At 68.4% G+C, this 17,777-nt stretch carries 12 protein-coding genes, 1 tRNA gene and 3 pseudogenes; 4 read left to right on the top strand and 12 right to left on the bottom strand.

The window, feature by feature from the left end; all coding sequences use genetic code 11:
- Positions 1-18: 18 nt before the first annotated feature.
- The 4 genes and pseudogenes from H0I39_RS01535 to H0I39_RS01520 form a co-directional block, all read right to left on the bottom strand.
- Positions 19-1,778: pseudogene (locus H0I39_RS01535) on the bottom strand (type I restriction-modification system subunit M).
- A 196-nt stretch (positions 1,779-1,974) separates the two neighbouring features.
- A tRNA-Ala gene (locus tag H0I39_RS01530) sits at positions 1,975-2,049 on the bottom strand.
- A 29-nt stretch (positions 2,050-2,078) separates the two neighbouring features.
- Positions 2,079-3,424, bottom strand: a pseudogene (locus H0I39_RS01525) (NAD(P)H-dependent oxidoreductase).
- 154 nt (positions 3,425-3,578) lie between these two features.
- A complete protein-coding gene (locus H0I39_RS01520) occupies positions 3,579-4,577 on the bottom strand; it encodes an NAD(P)-dependent oxidoreductase (RefSeq protein ID WP_180549329.1) in 999 nt (332 codons plus the stop codon).
- Here H0I39_RS01520 and H0I39_RS01515 point away from each other — a divergent pair.
- Complete coding sequence (locus tag H0I39_RS01515; RefSeq protein ID WP_307776750.1) at positions 4,576-5,316, top strand: alpha/beta hydrolase; 741 nt, start codon at positions 4,576-4,578, stop codon at positions 5,314-5,316. The genes H0I39_RS01520 and H0I39_RS01515 overlap by 2 nt on opposite strands.
- A gap of 602 nt (positions 5,317-5,918) precedes the next feature.
- Here the strand turns inward: H0I39_RS01515 and H0I39_RS01510 are convergent.
- Positions 5,919-6,914 (bottom strand): tripartite tricarboxylate transporter substrate binding protein, encoded by a 996-nt coding sequence (locus H0I39_RS01510; RefSeq protein WP_180549328.1) that lies wholly within the window; start codon positions 6,912-6,914, stop codon positions 5,919-5,921.
- 125 nt (positions 6,915-7,039) lie between these two features.
- Between H0I39_RS01510 and H0I39_RS01505 the strand changes: the two genes are divergently transcribed.
- Together H0I39_RS01505 and H0I39_RS01500 are read left to right on the top strand one after the other, a co-directional pair.
- A complete protein-coding gene (locus H0I39_RS01505; RefSeq protein ID WP_180549327.1) occupies positions 7,040-7,939 on the top strand; it encodes a LysR family transcriptional regulator in 900 nt (299 codons plus the stop codon).
- Between the two features lie 26 nt (positions 7,940-7,965).
- The gene (locus H0I39_RS01500; protein WP_180549326.1) at positions 7,966-8,727 is read left to right on the top strand and encodes a sulfite exporter TauE/SafE family protein; all 762 of its coding nucleotides are present in this window, start codon (positions 7,966-7,968) and stop codon (positions 8,725-8,727) included.
- A 405-nt stretch (positions 8,728-9,132) separates the two neighbouring features.
- Here H0I39_RS01500 and H0I39_RS01495 read toward each other — a convergent pair whose 3' ends face one another.
- Both H0I39_RS01495 and H0I39_RS01490 read right to left on the bottom strand, forming a co-directional pair.
- The gene (locus H0I39_RS01495) at positions 9,133-10,110 is read right to left on the bottom strand and encodes a GMP reductase (protein WP_180549325.1); all 978 of its coding nucleotides are present in this window, start codon (positions 10,108-10,110) and stop codon (positions 9,133-9,135) included.
- 168 nt (positions 10,111-10,278) lie between these two features.
- Complete coding sequence (locus H0I39_RS01490; protein WP_180549324.1) at positions 10,279-10,797, bottom strand: hypothetical protein; 519 nt, start codon at positions 10,795-10,797, stop codon at positions 10,279-10,281.
- 292 nt (positions 10,798-11,089) lie between these two features.
- Here H0I39_RS01490 and H0I39_RS01485 point away from each other — a divergent pair.
- Positions 11,090-13,574: pseudogene (locus tag H0I39_RS01485) on the top strand (UvrD-helicase domain-containing protein).
- A gap of 190 nt (positions 13,575-13,764) precedes the next feature.
- Here the strand turns inward: H0I39_RS01485 and H0I39_RS01480 are convergent.
- From H0I39_RS01480 to H0I39_RS01465, 5 genes are all read right to left on the bottom strand, one after another.
- Positions 13,765-13,923 carry a hypothetical protein gene (locus H0I39_RS01480; protein ID WP_180549323.1) on the bottom strand — a complete coding sequence of 53 codons (159 nt, stop codon included), beginning with the start codon at positions 13,921-13,923 and terminating at the stop codon, positions 13,765-13,767.
- A gap of 87 nt (positions 13,924-14,010) precedes the next feature.
- Positions 14,011-14,583 (bottom strand): 5'-nucleotidase C-terminal domain-containing protein, encoded by a 573-nt coding sequence (locus H0I39_RS21280; protein ID WP_308645730.1) that lies wholly within the window; start codon positions 14,581-14,583, stop codon positions 14,011-14,013.
- Entirely contained in the window at positions 14,480-15,859 is a 1,380-nt protein-coding gene (locus tag H0I39_RS01475) for a metallophosphoesterase (protein ID WP_257645549.1), read from the bottom strand. Before H0I39_RS01475 ends, H0I39_RS21280 begins: the two co-directional genes overlap by 104 nt.
- Positions 15,860-15,978: 119 nt before the next feature.
- Positions 15,979-16,782 carry a BPSS1780 family membrane protein gene (locus H0I39_RS01470; RefSeq protein WP_180549322.1) on the bottom strand — a complete coding sequence of 268 codons (804 nt, stop codon included), beginning with the start codon at positions 16,780-16,782 and terminating at the stop codon, positions 15,979-15,981.
- Complete coding sequence (locus tag H0I39_RS01465; RefSeq protein WP_180549321.1) at positions 16,779-17,777, bottom strand: homoserine kinase; 999 nt, start codon at positions 17,775-17,777, stop codon at positions 16,779-16,781. The genes H0I39_RS01470 and H0I39_RS01465 overlap by 4 nt, the downstream gene beginning before the upstream one ends.

Raw genomic sequence — 17,777 nt, 5'->3', positions numbered from 1 at the left:
CCGGATACCGCGCAAAGCTCATGCCGACAGCCCCTTGATCATCTCCAGAATGCGGTCGGTGCTGGCCTTCAGGTCGGCGTCGATCTCGGCCAGCGGCCGGGGTGGCTTGAACACGTAGAAATGCCGGTTGAACGGTATCTCGTAACCCACCCTGGTTTTGTCCGGGTCGATCCACGCGTCGGGCGCATGCGGCAACACTTCGCGTTTGAAATACTCGGCCATGTCGTCCTTGTAGGGCACGTTCTCGGTGTCGCGCAGGCTGATGTCGGGCTGGGGCTTGCCTTTTGCTTGCCTTTCTGCCCCAGCACCACCTTGCCGTCTTCGCCGCGCAGCGGGCGCTCCACGGTGATGCTGTGGTAGCCGAAGTCCTCGTTGTCGAAGATGCGGCTGATGGGCCTGGCGCTGCCGTCGGCGTCGTGGTCGCTGGCTTCCTCGAAGTGGCCGAACAGGCGGGTGATGCGGTCGATGTGGGCGTCGGACAGTTCCTTGCGCTTGCTGCCCAGGCTTTTGCGCATCTTCTGCCACATGCCGCTGGCGTCGATGAGCTGCACCTTGCCCTTGCGCGCCGCCGGCTTGCGGTTGGACAGAATCCACACGTAGGTGGCGATGCCGGTGTTGTAGAACATGTCGGTGGGCAGGCCGACGATGGACTCCAGCAGGTCGTTCTCCAGCACGTAGCGGCGGATTTCGCTCTCGCCCGAGCCGGCGCCGCCGGTGAACAGGGGTGAGCCGTTCAGCACGATGCCGAAGCGGCTGCCGCCTTCCGTGGCCGGGCGCATCTTGCTGATGAGGTGCAGCAAAAACAGCATGGAGCCATCCGACACGCGCGGCAGGCCGGGGCCGAAGCGGCCGGCGAAGCCTTTGTCCTGGTGTTCCTTGCGCACTTCTCGCTCGACCTTCTTCCATTCCACGCCAAAAGGCGGGTTGGAGAGCATGTAGTCGAAGGTCTTGGTGGGGTGTCCGTCGTCGCTGAGGGTGTTGCCGAACACGATGTTGGCCACGTCCTGCCCCTTGATGAGCATGTCGGCCTTGCAGATGGCGTAGGACTCGGGGTTCAGCTCCTGCCCGTAGACGGCCAGGCTGGCCTTGGGGTTGTGCTCATGCAGGTATTCGCCGGCGACGCTGAGCATGCCGCCGGTGCCCGCCGTGGGGTCGTACAGGGTGCGCACCACGCCGGGCTTGGCCAGCACCTCGTCGTCCTCGACGAACAGCAGGTTGACCATCAGGCGGATGACTTCGCGCGGGGTGAAGTGCTCACCGGCGGTTTCGTTCGACAGTTCGGCGAACTTGCGGATCAGCTCCTCGAACACGGTGCCCATGTCGGCGTTGCTGACCTTGTCGGGGTGCAGGTCGATCTGGCAGAACTTCTCCGTCACCTGATACAGCAGGCCGGCCTTGGACAGGCGCTCGATCTGCGTCTGGAACTCGAAGTGCTCGAAGATGTCGCGCACCTCGGGCGAGAAGCCCTGGATGTAGGCGAACAGGTTGGTGGCGACGTGGGTTGGGTCGCCCAGCAGCTTCTTCAAATCGAGCGGGCTGGCGTTGAAGAACTGCCGGCCGGTGATGCGCGAGAGAAACGGGGCCGGGTTGACGCCGAGCTTTTCCTTGGCGGCCAGTTCGGCCAGCACCGCCGGCTTGGTTGAATCCAGCACGCAATCCAGGCGGCGCAGCACCGTGAACGGCAGGATCACCTTGCCGTAGTCGGACTGCTTGTAATCGCCGCGCAGCAGGTCGGCGACGGCCCAGATGAAGGAGGACAGGGCGGGTTGGGAGGCCATGTGAACGAGTGTATCGAGCGAGCGCAAGGCTCTACCGCATCCCCTCAGCGGCTCCCTGATTGCGTGAGCCCGACGACCGGACACCGCCGCCTGACTCTCGAGACCCCGGCAACGTCCAGGTTGGCGAATCCGTTCCGGGGTTTATTTGTGGGTGTGAAAGAAAAACGGCCCGGAGGCCGCTTGAAAGAAGGGTTTGTGGTGGAGAGGAGGAGGATCGAACTCCCGACCTCGTCATTGCGAACGACGCGCTCTCCCAGCTGAGCTACCCCCCACGAAGGTGCGTGCATTTTAGCGCGGGCCTCAGCTGTCTGGTGTCAGCAGGGATTCCATCTGCTGGCGAATCCGATAGGCGTGCGTGCCGGTGTCGATGGCGACGTCGGCCCAGGTGAGGACTGGCCCTGCGCCACCGGGCGGATCAGTTTCACGTCGTGCGCCAGGCCCAGCGGCAGGCCGCCCATGGCGACGGACTTGGCCGCCGGCTGCAGCTTGCCCCAGACGGTGTAGCCGCCTTCGCCGTCCAGCAATTCACCGGGCTTCAGGTCGCGCTTGGCGGTGGCCACGACGTCGGCATGCCAGCCGGTGGCCACGCCGGTCGGCTCGCCGCGCAGGGCGACGCTGGCCACGCTCAGGCCGACTTCCAGGCCGATCAGGTGCCAGCGCTTGTAGAGCGTGAAGTAGCGCCCGCTGTCGTCGGTCTGGGCGTTGTATTCCTCGAAGCAGTGCTTGATGTAATCGGTCTCGGCCTCGACCGTGACCCACACGCCCATGCGGATGTCGTAGTCGATGGGTGTGCCGTCAGGGCGCAGGGACGAGATGACTTCCACCATGCCCTTGCGCTCCAGCACGCCGCCTTCGCTGCGCGGGCGCGTGAGGTTGGGGATCTGGTCGATGCTGCCGGGTGGGTAGAGCAGGCCGTCGCTCGGCACAGCCAAACCGGTGGCGTTGGCCACGGCGGTGCTTTCGATCGACGGCTTGCTGCCGTCGAGGAAGCTGTTGAACATCTTCGGGTTCAGGCCGCCGCGCGTGGCCTGCTCGGGCGTCAGGCCGTAGTAGCCCCACACGGTTTCGGGCGTGCTGGTGCAGAAGTGCGGCAGCCACTTGTGGCCGCGCCCGGCCGCCACCACCGGAAAGCCGCAGGTGCGCGCCCAGTCCACCAGGTCGCAGATCAGCGCCGGCTGGTCGCCAAAGGCCAGCGAATACACCACGCCGGCGTCGGCCGCGCGGCGCGCCAGCAGCGGGCCGCAGAAGGCGTCGGCCTCGACGGTGACGTTGACGACGTGCTTGCCGTGGGCGAAGGCTTCCAGGCAGTGGTCGACGGCGGCGATGGGGTGGCCGGTGCATTCGACCACCACGTCGATGGCCGGATGGCGCACCAGCGCCTGCCAGTCGTCGCTGAGGTGGGTGGTGCCGGACTTCAGGGCGTCGTCGAGCGAGGTGGCGTTCAGACGTTCCGCGGCCCAGCCCACGCGCTGCAGGTTGGCGCGTGCGTTGTCGGGCGACAGGTCGGCAATCGCGGCCAGGTGCACACCCGGCGTGCGCGGTACCTGCGCCAGGTACATGCTGCCGAACTTGCCGGCGCCGATCAGGCCGACGCGGATGGGGCGGCCTTTGGCGGCGCGTTGTTGCAGTTGGCGGTGCAGGCTCATGGGTTTTTCGCTCGTGAGTGGGGTGATGGTGGTTGATGGGCCCTCCTTCGCTGGGGGAGGGCGGGGTGGGGCACGGCCGGGTGCTGTTCAACCGGGCTGGCCCCCATCCCGGCCTTCCCCAGCGGGGGAAGGAGTCAGGCGGCCCGAGCGCTCGTCACGTCATGCCATTCCTTCGGGCCAGTTCGACGAACAGGCCGGAATGGTCCAGGTCGGCGTCGCCGTGGTCGATGGCGTCGGCGTACAGCTGCTCCAGCGCTTCGGTGACTGGCGCCGAAAAGCCCATGTCGGCCGCGGTTTCCAGCGCGTTGCGCATGTCCTTGAGCTGCACCGTCATGCGCGCGCGGGGCGCGAAGTCGCGCGTCACCATGCGCTCGCCATGCAGTTGCAGGATGCGGCTTTCGGCGAAGCCGCCGCCGATGGCCTCGCGCACCTTGGCCGGGTCGGCGCCGCCTTTCTCGCACAGCAGCAGGGCCTCGGCCACGGCGCCGATGGTGATGCCGACGATCATCTGGTTGGCCAGTTTGGCCAGTTGCCCCGCGCCGGCCGGGCCGACGTGGGTGGCGCGGCCCAGCAACTCGAACACCGGCACGGCGCGGGCGAAGTCGTCGGCTGCGCCGCCGGCCATGATGGCCAGCGTGCCGGCCTCGGCGCCGACGGTGCCGCCGGAGACGGGCGCGTCGACCTGGCCCACGCCGCGTTCGGCCAGGCGCGCGGCGTGTTCGCGCGCCTCGCGCGGCTTGATGGAGGCCATGTCGATGAACAGCGTGCCGGGGCGCATCGCGGCGGCGGTGCCCTGGTCGAACAGCACGCTGGCCACCACCGGGCCGTTTTCGAGCATGCCGATGACGATGTCGGCCGCGGCAGCGGCCTCGGCGGCGCTGGCGTGCACGGTGGCGCCATCGGCGGCCAGCGGCGAGGCCTTGTCGGCGCTGCGGTTCCACACGTGCACGGCGTGCCCGGCCTGGCACAGCCGGCGCGCCATCGGAAAGCCCATGCGGCCGGTGCCCAGCAGTGCCAGTTTCATCTTGTTGCTCCTTTGTTGATAGCTGCTTGCGCTCGCCAGATGGGCGCTGCAGGCCATTTTAGGCTGCAATGCAAAAGTGCGGGCAGCCGCCGCCAGCGCGAAACCTTTTGCGACAATGGCGTCACTCATGGCGCGCCTCAACGATTCCTCCCGCCGCGACCAGCCCGACACCCAGTGGCTGGAGCGCATGTACAACAACCGCCTGCGGGTGCCGGAGCACGGCGACCACTTAGCCCGCTGGTCGGCCGAATCGGCGCTGGCGCGGCGCAGTCTGCCGTGCGAGCTGGACGTGCCCTACGGCGACGCACCGCGCGAGCGGCTGGACGCCTTTGCCGCCAAGGGCAAGGGCGCGCCGCTGGTGGTGTTCGTCCATGGCGGCTACTGGAAGGCGCTGGACAAATCGGTCCACAGCTTCATCGCCGCCGCGCTGCACGATGCCGGCGCCGCCGTGGTGGTGCCCAATTACACGCTGGCCCCGCAGGCCAGCATTCCGCAGATCACGCTGCAGGTGGCGCGCGCCGTGGGCTGGAGCTGGCGGCATGCGCGCACACTGAACGCCGATCCGCGCCGCATCAGCGTCATCGGCCATTCGGCCGGCGGCCAGCTGGCGGCCATGATGCTGGCCTGCGCGTGGAAGGTGTTCGACCCCGAACTGCCGGCCGACGTGGTGAAGCGCGCCATGGGCCTGTCGGGCCTGTACGACCTGGCGCCGCTGATGCACACGCCCAGCCTGCAGGAGGCACTGCGCCTGACGCCGCAGCAGGTGCACGACGCCAGCCCGGCACGGTTGCCGGCGCCGGCGCGCGGGCGCTTCGTGGCCGTGGTGGGGGCGACGAGAGCGGCGAATACCTGCGCCAGAACCGCCTGATCCAGCAGGCCTGGGGCCGCGAGCGCGTGCCGCTGGCGGCCGCGCTGCCGGGGCTGAACCACTTCAGCATCGTCGACGCGCTGGTGACCCGGGGCACGCGCGTGAACCGGCTGGCGCGCGAGCTGGTGCGCTGAGAGTGGCTGCGCTGGTGCTTGGGCGATCAGTAGGCTAGGGAGTATGTGGCTTCAGCGCTTGTCTGACAGGCGCTGGCGGCGTGCATATGGGGAGTATGTGTCTGCCGGACCCTGTGGGAGCGGGGCGGATGGAGCGCGAGGCGATGCGCTGACGGGACCCGTGCTGAATATCAAGAAGCGGAATCTATTGGGGGTATAGGGTTGTGGCGCCCGACTGACGGGCGCTGGCGGCGGATATGTTGGGGAGTATAGGTTCGCCGGGCTTTGTGAGAGCGGCCTTGGCCGCGATGGCGGCGCATCGCCGAGCCTGACCGCCCCATCGCGGGCAAGCCCGGTCCCACAGGGCGTGACACACCCGGCCACGCCGCACCCCACACGAACCAAAGCCCGGCCACCTCACGGCGCCGGGCCTTCGTCCCGTGGGAGCTGGCGCCTGCGTTCCTCCACTGAGCGATCAGTGCTGCGGCATCACTGCCCCGGCTGCAGGCCGATGGCCTTGGCGATGGCGCGGTATGCGGCGATCTCGTCCTTGTACGACCTGTCGGCCTCGGCCAGCGTCTGCGCGGGCGACACCTCCTGCCCCATGGCGAACAGGCCGGCGCGCAGTTGCGTATCGGTCAGCACCTTCTGCAGGCCCTTGTGCAGCGCCTGCACGATGGGCTCGGGCGTGTCGCGCTTGACGAAGTAGCCGGTGCCGATCTCGGCGGTGAAGTTCTTCAGCGCCTTGCTCTCGGTGGTGCTGGGCGTGTCGGGCAGCAGGCGCTGGCGCTGCGGCGTCAGCACGGCCACGGCCTTCAGCTTGCCCTGCTTGATGAACTCGGTCTGCGCCAGGCCGTAGGGCGTGATGAAGATGTCCACCTGGTTGCCCGCCAGGTCGCGGAAGGCGTCGGCCGCGCCCTTGTAGGGCACGTGCGACATCTCGATGCCCAGGTCCTTGCTCATCTTGGCGCCCAGCAGGTGATAGAACGAGCCCACGCCCACGCTGGCGTAGGTCAGCGGCTTGCCTTCCTTGGCCACCTTGGCCGCGTAGGCCACCAGCTCGTCGGCGTTGGCCACCGGCAGGCCGGCGCGGGCAAAGATGGCCATGGGCGCCAGCGCGATGCGGTGCACCTGGCGGAAGTCTTCCGACTTGTACTTGATCGACGGCACCGCCAGCGGCGCCAGGATCAGCTCGTTGGGCGAGCCCTGGTAGACCAGATAGCCGTCGCTGGGCGCGTGCAGCACCTTCTGCGCCGCAATGCTGCCGCTGGCGCCGCCGAGGTTGTCGACGATGGTCGGCTGCCCCAGCGCCTGGGCCAGCGGCACGTTGACCTTGCGCGCGATGTTGTCCGACAGCCCGCCCGCCGGGTAGGGCACCAGCAGCGTGACGGGCTTGGTGGGGTAGCTCTGGGCGGCAGCGCCAAAGGCCAGGGTGGCCAGGGCGGCGGCGGCAAACTGCATCAGGTGGCGGCGGGCAAAGGGCATGGTCGGGGCTCCAGAAAGGGCGGAAAACGAAGCGTCACCAGGGCGACATGTGAACTATCCTGCATGTCATTTCATGTGTCCAATGAATTGAATTCAACTTATCAATGAAATAAAGTCATCGCACGATGAACCTGCGGCAACTCGAACACCTGATGGCGCTGGCCGAGGAAGGCTCGTTCTCGCGCGCGGCCGAGCGCATGCACCTGACGCAATCGGCCCTCAGCCGCAGCCTGCAGGGGCTGGAGGACGAACTGGGCGCGCGCCTGATCGACCGCAGCGGCCGGCGCAGCACGCTCACGCCGCTGGGCGAGGCGGTGCTGGCGCGCGCGCAGCGCATCGTGCTCGAGGCGGCCGAGATCGAACGCAGCGCCGAGCTGCTGCGCCAGGGCGAGGCGGGCACCATCCGCGTCGGCCTGGGCTCCGGCCCCGGCGCGCTGCTGATGACGCCGCTGCTCAGCCACGTGGCTGCGCGCTACCCCGAGGTGCGCGTGGCCATCGCCCGCGGTTCGACCGAGCTGCAGGTGCACCAGCTACGCCAGCGCGAGCTGGACGCGCTGGTGATCGACGCACGCCGCATCGCGCCCGCGGCCGACCTGGTGATCGAGCCGCTGACCGAGCTGCGCGGCGGCTTCGTCTGCCGCGCCGCGCACCCGCTGGCGCAGCGCGACGACGTCACCTTCGACGAACTGATGCGCTATCCCGTGGCCACCACGCCGCTGTCGGACGAGGTGGCGCGCATCTTCGTCGCGCACTACGGCCCCGGCGCCGATCCGGCGCGCATGGCGGCGCTGGTGTGCGAGGACGTGGGCAGCCTGCTCGACGCGGTGCGGCAGACCGACGCCGTGTTCCTGGGCGTGGTGGCCGCCGCGCGCGCCGGCATCGAGGCGGGCGAACTGGCCGAGCTGCGCATGGCGCCGCCGCTGGTGGCTGGCGCGCGCTTTGCCTACGTGCGCCTGGCTGGCCGCACCGAGGCGCCGGTGATGCAGGTGCTGCGCCGCTTTGTCGATGAACGCCTGCGCGATTAGCGCGCACAGGTATGCTCGCGCCCATCATGGAATTTGCTTGGGCCGACATGGCCTATCCCGCCCTGGTGGTCACGCTGGGCTATGTGGCGCTGGGCCTGACCGGGTTTGCCTCGGCGCTCATCTCGGTGCCGCTGCTGGCCTGGCGCTGGCCGCTGGTGGACGTGGTGCCGCTGGTGTTGGTGATGGACGTGGTGGCGTCGGTTCTGATGGGCGGGCTGAACCTGCGCGAGGTGCGCTGGGGCGAGTTGCGCTACCTGGGCCCCGGCATGCTGGCGGGCGGCCTGATTGGGCTGTGGCTGGCCACGCGCATGACCTCGGCATTGCCGCTGCTGGTGCTGGGCGCCTACGTGGCCTGGGTGGGCGTGCAGGCGCTGCGCCAGCGCGCGGTGCTTGCAGTGGCGCCGCCCGCGCCCCGGCCCGGCCTGGGCGCACTGTATGGCGCGGGCGTGGGTGGGGTGCTGATGCTGTTCGCCACCGGCGGGCCGCTGCTGCTGGCCTGGCTGGCACGGCGCGGCTTTGACGCGCGCGCCATGCGCGCCACCACGCCGGCGCTGATCGTGGTCGCCGTGCTGATGGTGCTGGGGATGATGGCGGCCAACGGGCGCCTGTCGAGCCCGCTGATGTGGCAGCGCCTGCTGGTGCTGCTGCCGATCGCCGTCATTGGCGTGCTGGTCGGCCATGCGCTGGCGCACCGCGTGCCGGTGGCCACGCTGCGCCGCGTGATCTGCGCGCTGCTCGTTGCCAGCGGCGTGATGCTGATGCTGAACGCCGTCAACCGGATGCTCTGACGCTATGGGTTGAATAGCTGCTCGCGCTTGTTGGACGGGCGCTGGAGGCTGATTTCGCTTGTGGTTTTTGTGGGAGCGGGCTTGCCCGCGATGGGCGCTTCGCCCGCGGCAGACGCTGCTATCGCGGGCAAGCCCGCTCCCACAACACAGGAAGCGCCGCGCTTCACATCAGCAGATGCTCGCCCGCGTTGTCGCCGCCCAAGATGACGTAGTTCACCTTGCGGATGGCTGGATTCTCTGACGCTATTATTTAGGTAGCTTCTCGCGCTTGCTGGACGGGCGCTAGAGCCTAATTTGGCTTGTGATTCTCTTGTGGGAGCGGGCTTGCCCGCGATGGGCGCTTCGCCCACTGCAGACGCTGCATCGCGGGCAAGCCCGCTCCCACAACACAGGAGGCGCCGCGCCTCACATCAGCAGGTGCTCGCCCGCGTTGTCGCCGCCCAGGATGACGTAGTTCACCTTGCGGATGTCCAGCAGCTTCTTGCCGCCGGCGTAGCTGATCGAGCTTTGCACGTCCTGCTCCATCTCCACCAGCGTGTCGGCCAGCTTGCCCTTGATCGGCTCCAGGATGCGCTTACCTTCGACGTGGCGGTATTCGCCCTTGTTGAAGTCGCTGGCCGAGCCGTAGTACTCCTTGAACAGCTCGCCATCCACCTCCACCGTGCGGCCGGGCGATTCCTCGTGCCCCGCGAACAGCGAGCCGATCATCACCATGGTGGCGCCAAAGCGGATGCTCTTGGCAATGTCGCCGTGGTGGCGGATGCCGCCGTCGGCCACGATGGGCTTGGTGGCCACGCGGGCGCACCACTTCAGCGCGCTGAGCTGCCAGCCGCCGGTGCCAAAGCCCGTCTTCAGCCGCGTGATGCACACCTTGCCCGGGCCCACGCCCACCTTGGTGGCGTCGGCGCCCCAGTTTTCCAGGTCGATCACCGCTTCGGGCGTGGCCACGTTGCCGGCAATGATGAAGCTGCCGGGCAGCTTCTTCTTCAGGTAGCCGATCATCTCGCGCACCGTGTCGGCGTGGCCGTGGGCGATGTCGATGGTGATGTATTCGGGCACCAGCCCCTCGGCGGCCAGTTGGTCCACCGTGTCGTAGTCGGGCTGCTTGACGCCCAGCGAGATCGAGGCGAACAAGCCCTTGGCCTTCATGGCGCGGACGAAGGCCACGTTGTCGAGGTCGAAGCGGTGCATCACGTAGAAGTAGCCGTGCGCGGCCAGCCATTCGCACATCGGCTCGTCCACCACCGTCTTCATGTTGGAGGGCACCACCGGCAGCTTGAAGCTGCGGCCGCCGAATTCGATGCTGGCATCGCACTCGCTGCGGCTCTGCACGCGGCACTTGCGCGGCAGCAGCAGGATGTGGTCGTAGTCGAAGATTTCCATTGAACCCAAGCTCCATTCAAAAGTTGAAAAGATGGGCGCTTGGCCTGGCCGCGGCGTTTGCACCGCGCGTTGTGGCGGGCACAAAAAACCGGGCCAAGAAAACTTGGGCCCGGTGCTTGATTCTAGTGGGGTTGGCAGGGCGCGTGGCGTTGCTACGGCGATGGCCGGCTACCGGGCGGGTGCATCGCATTCGGGCGGCAGCGGGGGCGGCTGCATGCCAGTGAAGACGAAGTCGGACGGCGCGCAGAGATCGGTTTGACTGATCCGCACGGCGTACTGCTCATGCGCCAGCCGGGCAGCGACCTCGTCCGGCATGTAGGCACTGACGCGGGTATCGCTGAAGCTGTCGAGCGCGAGGTCATGCGTGCAGGCCAATTGCTGCGCCCAGAGTCGGGTGTGAGGTCGCCACACGGCACGGCCGTCTGCCGGATCCGCGAAGGTGGCGGGCGGTACACCCAGCGCCTGTGCCTGCCCGGCGTAATGGGCCGACAGCACCCAGTCGTTTGACTCGACCGTGTAGTACGGCGTGCCCGTCGCGTCGCGTACCGGATGGGCATGGGTGATTACGGGCGCCACTTCCGGCCAGGTGCGCGGGCCGACGGTGGTCGCCGGCCACTGGAACGGCTTGACGTGCGCATCGACCCATGCGCAGACCTGCGGGTCGGGCGCGTAGGTGAACTTGGGCACCGGGGAGGCGGCGCGGTCGCGGCGGGCAGGGGCGGGGTCGTCCCCTCGTTTCCCGTCGTGGGTGCATCGTCGTCCGAGCCACCGCACGCCACCAGGCCGAGCAGCAGGGCGGTGGCGGCGGCGGTATGCCAGCGGCGTCGATGTCGAAGGCGGGCGTGCATGGTGCGAGGTCTCCTCTCTTTGATGGGCTGGATGAATGCGCCATATGGGCAGGGCATTACAGCCTAGGCGATAGGCGTCAACCCAACGGGCAACGACTACTCATGCCTCGTCGCTTTCTACAATCGACGAGATGCTTGCAGACAGTTCACCGACCGGCACCGACCTGCCCATCCTCGCCGGCCTCAACCCCGAACAGCGCGCCGCCGTCACCCTGCCGCCCGAGCCTGCGCTGATCCTGGCCGGCGCCGGCTCGGGCAAGACGCGCGTGCTCACCACGCGCATCGCCTGGCTGCTGCAGACCGGCCAGGTGTCGCCCGGTGGGGTGCTGGCCGTCACCTTCACCAACAAGGCGGCCAAGGAGATGGTGGCGCGGCTGACGGCCATGCTGCCGCTGAACGTGCGCGGCATGTGGATCGGCACCTTCCACGGGCTGTGCAACCGCTTCCTGCGCGCGCACCACAAGCTGGCGAATCTGCCGCAGGCGTTCCAGATCCTCGACACGCAGGACCAGCTCTCGGCCATCAAGCGGCTGTGCAAACAGTTCAACGTGGACGAGGAGCGCTTTCCGCCCAAGCAGCTGCAGTGGTTCATCAGCGGCTGCAAGGAAGACGGCCTGCGCCCCGGCGATGTGGAAGTGCGCGACGGCGAAAGCCGCAAGAAGGCCGAGATCTACCAGCTGTATGAAGAGCAGTGCCAGCGCGAGGGCGTGGTCGATTTCGGCGAGCTGATGCTGCGCAGCTACGAGCTGCTGCGCGACAACGACGCGGTGCGCGAGCATTACCGCCGGCGCTTTCGGCATATCCTGATCGACGAGTTTCAGGACACCAACCGGCTGCAGTACGCCTGGATCAAGATGATCGCCGGGCTGCCGGGCGAGGGCGGCGGCGCCGTGCTGGCCGTGGGCGACGACGACCAGAGCATCTACGCCTTTCGCGGCGCGCGCGTGGGCAACATGGCCGACTTCGTGCGCGAGTTCAACGTCCAGCACCAGATCAAGCTGGAGCAGAACTACCGCAGCCACAGCAACATCCTCGACTCGGCCAACGCGCTGATCGCCCACAACAAAAGGCGGTTGGGCAAGAACCTGCGCACCGACGCCGGCGCGGGCGAGCCGGTGCGCGTCTATGAAGCCCCGAGCGACTTCGCCGAAGCCGAATGGGTGGTCGATGAGCTGCGCCAGCTGGTGAAGGGCGAGGCCTACGAGCGCAAGGAAATCGCCATCCTGTACCGCAGCAACGCGCAAAGCCGGGTGATCGAGACACAGCTGTTCAACGCCGGCGTGCCGTACCGCGTGTATGGCGGGCTGCGCTTTTTCGAGCGGGCGGAGGTGAAGCACGCGCTGGCCTACCTGCGCCTGCTGGAGAACCCGCGCGACGACACCAGCTTTCTGCGCGTGGTCAACTTTCCGCCGCGCGGCATCGGCGCGCGCACGCTGGAGCAGTTGCAGGACGCGGCGCGCGCGGTGGGCACCTCGCTGCACGACGCGGTGAGCGCCGTGAGCGGCAAGGCCGGCGCCAACCTGGGCGCCTTCGTGGCGAAGATCGATGTGCTGCGCGAGCAGACCGCCGGCCAGACGCTGCGCGAGATCATCGAGGCGATGCTGGAATCCAGCGGCCTGATCGAGCACTACCGCGCCGACCGCGAAGGCGCCGACCGCATCGAAAACCTGGAGGAACTGGCGAGCGCGGCCGAGAGCTTCGTCACGCAGGAAGGCTTCGGCCGCGATGCGGTGGCGCTGCCGGTGGATGAGACGGCGGGGCTGACGCAGAGCCCGGTGAGCCAGGGGCTGGATCCGGAGGGGCCGATGCTGGATGCGCCGCTGCCCTCACCCCTGCCCTCTCCCCAGCGGGGAGAGGGAGCCAACAGCCGGGCGCCGCAGATTCACTCCCTCTCCCGCTGGCGGGAGAGGGCATGGGTGAGGGTGGGGCCTCCCTGGCCCCCGACGCTGCCACCGGGGAAACCCTCAGCCCGCTGGCCGCCTTCCTGACCCACGCCGCGCTGGAAGCCGGCGACAACCAGGCCCAGGCCGGGCAGGACGCGGTGCAGCTGATGACGGTGCACGCCAGCAAGGGGCTGGAGTTCGACGCCGTGTTCATCACCGGGCTGGAGGAGGGCCTGTTTCCGCACGAGAACGCGATGAGCGACATGGACGGGCTGGAGGAAGAGCGCCGCCTGATGTATGTGGCCATCACGCGCGCGCGCAAGCGCCTGTACCTGAGCCACGCGCAGACGCGCATGCTGCACGGGCAGACGCGCTACCACATCCGCAGCCGCTTTCTGGAAGAACTGCCCGAGGATGCGCTGAAGTGGATCACGCCGCGGCGCAGCGGCTTTGCCGACATCGGTGCTTCTGTCTCAGGAGCTGCCGGCGCCCGTCCCGCCTGGGGCACCAGTGCCCTCGATTCAAGCTTTGCCGCCGCGCCGCTGCCCCCGCGCAAGGCCGCGCCGTCGCACGGCATCGCCGCCGGCCAGCAGGTGTTTCACAACAAGTTCGGCGAAGGCAAGGTGCTGGCGGTGGAAGGCACGGGCGACGATGCGCGCGCGCAGGTCAGCTTTCCGCGCCACGGCGTCAGTGGCTGGCGCTGGCTGTGGCCAAGCTGACGGTGGTGGATTGAAGCGCTGCCGCGTCTGATGACGAATGACAAATGACCTCGCTGCGCTTCGATGACGGCGGCTGCGCCGCCATGACGCCAGCGGCGTGCGAGGCGTTCCGCGCATCGCCGGTGTCATGTCGTCGTCAAGCCGCGCAGAACGGCCGGCTGGGTTGGCCAGACGAAATCAGGCGATAGCCATTTGGCGCGGAAGTCAAATATCAATAGAGAAGCTGCTTGCGCCCGGTAGACAGGCGCTGGAGCCTGTTTTGACTATCAATAAAATTTGACAGGTCCCCCCGCGCGGGCCTGCTTTCCAGCGGGCTTTCAACCAGACCCCCGCCGCTTTGTCATCGAAGCGCAGCGAGGTCATTTGTCATTCGTCATCGAACGCCGCAGCCGCCCGAAAGCGCCAACGCCCGCCGGGCGAGGGCGGGCGCTGCGGCGGGCGCGGGGCCGGTCAGGGCAGCTTGGTGCCGTCCTTGGTGATCACCGACTGGTGCGAGTACTCACCGGCGGCGGGGCGGCTCACCGTGCCCTGAGCGCGGATGTAGTCGACGAAGGTCTGCGTGTAGAGCAGGTAGTTGTTGACGTAGTTGCCGCTGTCGTAGATGGGCTTGAAGGTGGCGTAGCCGTCCTGGCCCTTGGCGATGAAGTCGTTGGTGGCGACGATGTAGGTCTTGGCCGGGTCGATGGCTGACCAGTTGCCGGTGGCGCGGTCCTTCACCTCGATCTGCGTGAAGCGCGCGCCCTTGGCCTGGCTCATGTCCAGGTGCCAGCGCAGGCCGGCGGCGTAGGGGTGGCCACCGCCTTCGGCCTGACCGGCGTCCAGGTAGGCGGCCACGGCGTCTTCCAGCACGGCGGCCACTTGCGCGCCGGTCAGCGGCAGTTCGACCAGCACGTTGGTGAAGGGCAGCACGGTGAAGGCGTCACCCATGGTGATGGGGCCGGCCTTCACCGGCACGCGCACGCCGCCGGCGTTCTGGATGGCGATGTCGGCGCGCAGGCTGGCGCTGAGGAAGGACTGCGCCACCACCTGGGCGATGTCGCTGCCGCGCGCCAGCTTGTTGGCGTCTTCGCAGCCGGGCGTGCCGGCGCTGCGGTTGGTGGTGTGGCCGGGGGCGCACCAGGCACAGGGCCTCGGTGGCGGTGCCGATGGTCTGCTTCTTCAGCTCATCGACCTGGCCCGAATAGGCCTTCAGCACGCCGGCGGCGCCGGGGTCGGCGGTCAGCATCTTCAGGCTCGGGTCGGCGTTGACGGCGGCCACGATCTGCTGCTGCGTGGCGGCATCGACGGCGGCCCACTTGCCTTCGGCGTCCTGGCGCTTGAAGCTGTCGCCGATGACCAGCGCGGCCTGGCCGCCGCAGGCGGTGACTTCGCCCTGGTCGTTGAAGCTCACGCGCATCTCGCCGATGGCCTTGCTGTATTCCCACGCCTGGCCGATGCAGACGGGCTTGCCGTCCTTGTTGACCGCCTGCGTGGGGTAGGCGCCAGCCGCGGCATAGCCGCTGCCCAGGTGCGAGAAGTCGCCCAGCAGGGTGTGCGAGTCGCCGCCGATGATGACATCGACGTCGGTCAGTTGCGCGGCCAGGCGCTTGTCGTCCTGGTAGCCGATGTGGGTCAGCAGCACGATGTGCTTGACGCCCTGGCCCTTGAGCTGGTCGATGGTGCGCTGCGCGGCCACGGCTTCGTCCTCGAACACGGTGGTGGCCAGCGGGCTGGAGGAGTTCTGCGTCTTGCCCTTGACGGTGAGGCCGATGATGCCGACCTGAACGCCCTTCACGGTCTTGATGGTGTAGGGCTTGAGGTAGTCGTCGGTGGCCTTGGGTGCCAGCGGCGTGCCCACCTGGGGCTTGATGTTGGCGGCCAGCACGGGCGTCTGGCAGGCGCCGGTGTGCAGGTGGTCGATGAAGCTCTTGAACTGCGCGTCGCCGTCGTCGAACTCGTGGTTGCCCGCGGCCATGGCGTCGAAGCAGATGGTGTTCATCAGGTCGGCGTCGGCCTGGCCCTTGAACAGGGTGTAGTACAGCGTGCCGGTGTTGGCGTCGCCGGCGTGCAGCTTCAGCACGTCGTCGCGGCCTTCGTAGGCCTTGAAGGCCTGGGAGACGCGGGCAAAACCGCCCAGCTCCACCTGCGTGTCCACGCCGCCGATCTTCATCGTCTGGGCGGCGAAGGCGTCCAGGTTGGAGTGGTGGTCGTTGATGTGGGCGATGGTTAGCGCCAGCGGCTGCTGCGCCGGCGTGTCGTTGTCGTCGCTGCCGCCGCAGGCCACAAGGGCAGCGGCGAGGGCGATGGAGGCCAGCATCATGGCGCGGCGGAGGCGGGCAGGGCGAGGTTCATGTCGGCAGATAGGGTCGGTTGAAACCGCCCCATGCTGCCGAGGTCATGTGAAAGCCGGTTGACGCTGGTGTGACGTTGCCGTGACGCTCAGGCCGACGCGGGTGGCGCGGCGGCGTCCCCGGGCGGGGCGCTGTCCGAGAAGCTGTCGCGGAAGGTGAACCACAGCGAGGTGAAGAACATCGACGCGATCAGCAGCGCCACCGGCAGCAGGCCGGCCGAGGCCACGGCGGCGCTGCCGCTCAGCGCCGTCAACACCAGCAGCACCATGCCGCCGGCAAACGACATCAGCATCCACATCAGGCCGTACAGCAGGTAGGCGCGGGTGTTCTTCAGCACCGCGACCAGGCTGAAGAACAGGCTCTTGACCGGCGCCACGCCGTGCCAGTGCACCAGCGCCGGCGCATGCCAGAAGGCCAGCGACACCGGCAGGTAGAGCAGGGTGGACATCCACATGGCGAAGCGGAACTGCGGGTCCATCACCAGCTCGGGCGTGATGCCGCCGCCGCCCACATACAGCTGCGCAAAGCGCCCGCCGTCGATCAGCGCCGAGGCGCCCATCACCAGCAGCACGGCCACGGCATACAGCGCGCCCAGCATCAGCATGGCGCGCGTGGCCTGCGGGCCCTGGCGGAAGGCGATGAACAGCGTCATCGGCATCGGAAAGCGCCCGGCCTCGGCCTCGCGCGCGGCGGCCATCAGCCCGGCCGTGAGGGCCGGCACCAGCACCAGCGCCAGCAGGCCGCCCACCAGCGGCATGAAGGCCGCCACCGACAGGCTGGCCATGAACATGAAGAACAGCCCGGCCATGGCCAGCGGCTGTTTGAAGAAGGTGCGCACGCCTTCGCGCACCCACTGCGTGCCGGTGCGGGCGGGAACGATGTTGAGCTTCATGCGTGCAGCGGCGCGGCAACGCGCTGGCGCAGCACGCGTTCGAAATGGCGCGGGTCGTGCGGCGTCAGCATGCTGGCCTCGCGCGGCAGGTGCCAGTCCCACAGGCGCGACACCCAGAAGCGCAGCGCGCCGGCGCGCAGCATGGCGGGCAGCAGGCGGCGCTCGGCGTCGGTGAGCGGGCGCACCGACTGGTAGGCGTTCAGCAGGGCCTGGGTGCGCGCTTCGTCGGTGGCGCCGGTGGGCAGGTCGATGGCCCAGTCGTTCAGCGTCACCGCCAGGTCGAACAACCAGGTGTCGACGCCGGCGAAGTACCAGTCGAAGAAGCCGCTGAGCACCGGCTGCTCGGGCGTGCCCTCGAACATCACGTTGTCGCGGAACAGGTCGGCGTGCACCGGGCCGCGCGGCAGTGCGGCATAGGCCGAGCTGGCGGCCACGTGGTTCTGGTAGGCCAGCTCGGCGCGGATCACCGCGGCCTGCTCCGGCTCCAGGTGCGGCAGCACCACCGGCACGGTCTCGTTCCACCACGCCAGGCCGCGCAGGTTGGGCAGGCGGCGGTCGTAGTCGCGCGCGGCCAGGTGGGCGCGCGCCAGCATCTCGCCCACGGCGGCGCAGTGCGCAGGGCCGGGGGCCAGTTCGCTCTTGCCGCGCAGGCGGTTGACCACGGCGGCGGGCTTGCCGCACACGGTGTGCAGGATGTCGTCTTCACCGGGGCCGATGCGCACGCCCTCGGCCTTGGCCTGCGGATCAGGCACGGGCACGCCGTGCTCGGCCAGGTGCTTCATCAGGTGCAGGTAGAAGGGCAGTTGCGCGTGCGTCAGGCGCTCGAACAGCGTGAGCACCCAGTCGCGCGGCTCGCCGGCCTGCTCGGTGCTGGCGAAGTAGTTGGTGTTCTCGATGCCGCCCTCGATGCCGCGCAGCGACGTCAACTCGCCCAGGCCCAGCGAATGCAGCAGGGCACGGGCCTCGTCCTCGGAGACTTCGGTGTAAACCGCCAT

Origin of the sequence: Ottowia beijingensis (assembly GCF_013423955.1) — a bacterium.
In the GTDB taxonomy this organism is placed as follows: Bacteria; Pseudomonadota; Gammaproteobacteria; order Burkholderiales; family Burkholderiaceae_C; genus Ottowia; species Ottowia beijingensis.
Note: the sequence above shows the minus strand (reverse complement) of the source record. Positions and strands in the feature narration are given on the sequence as shown.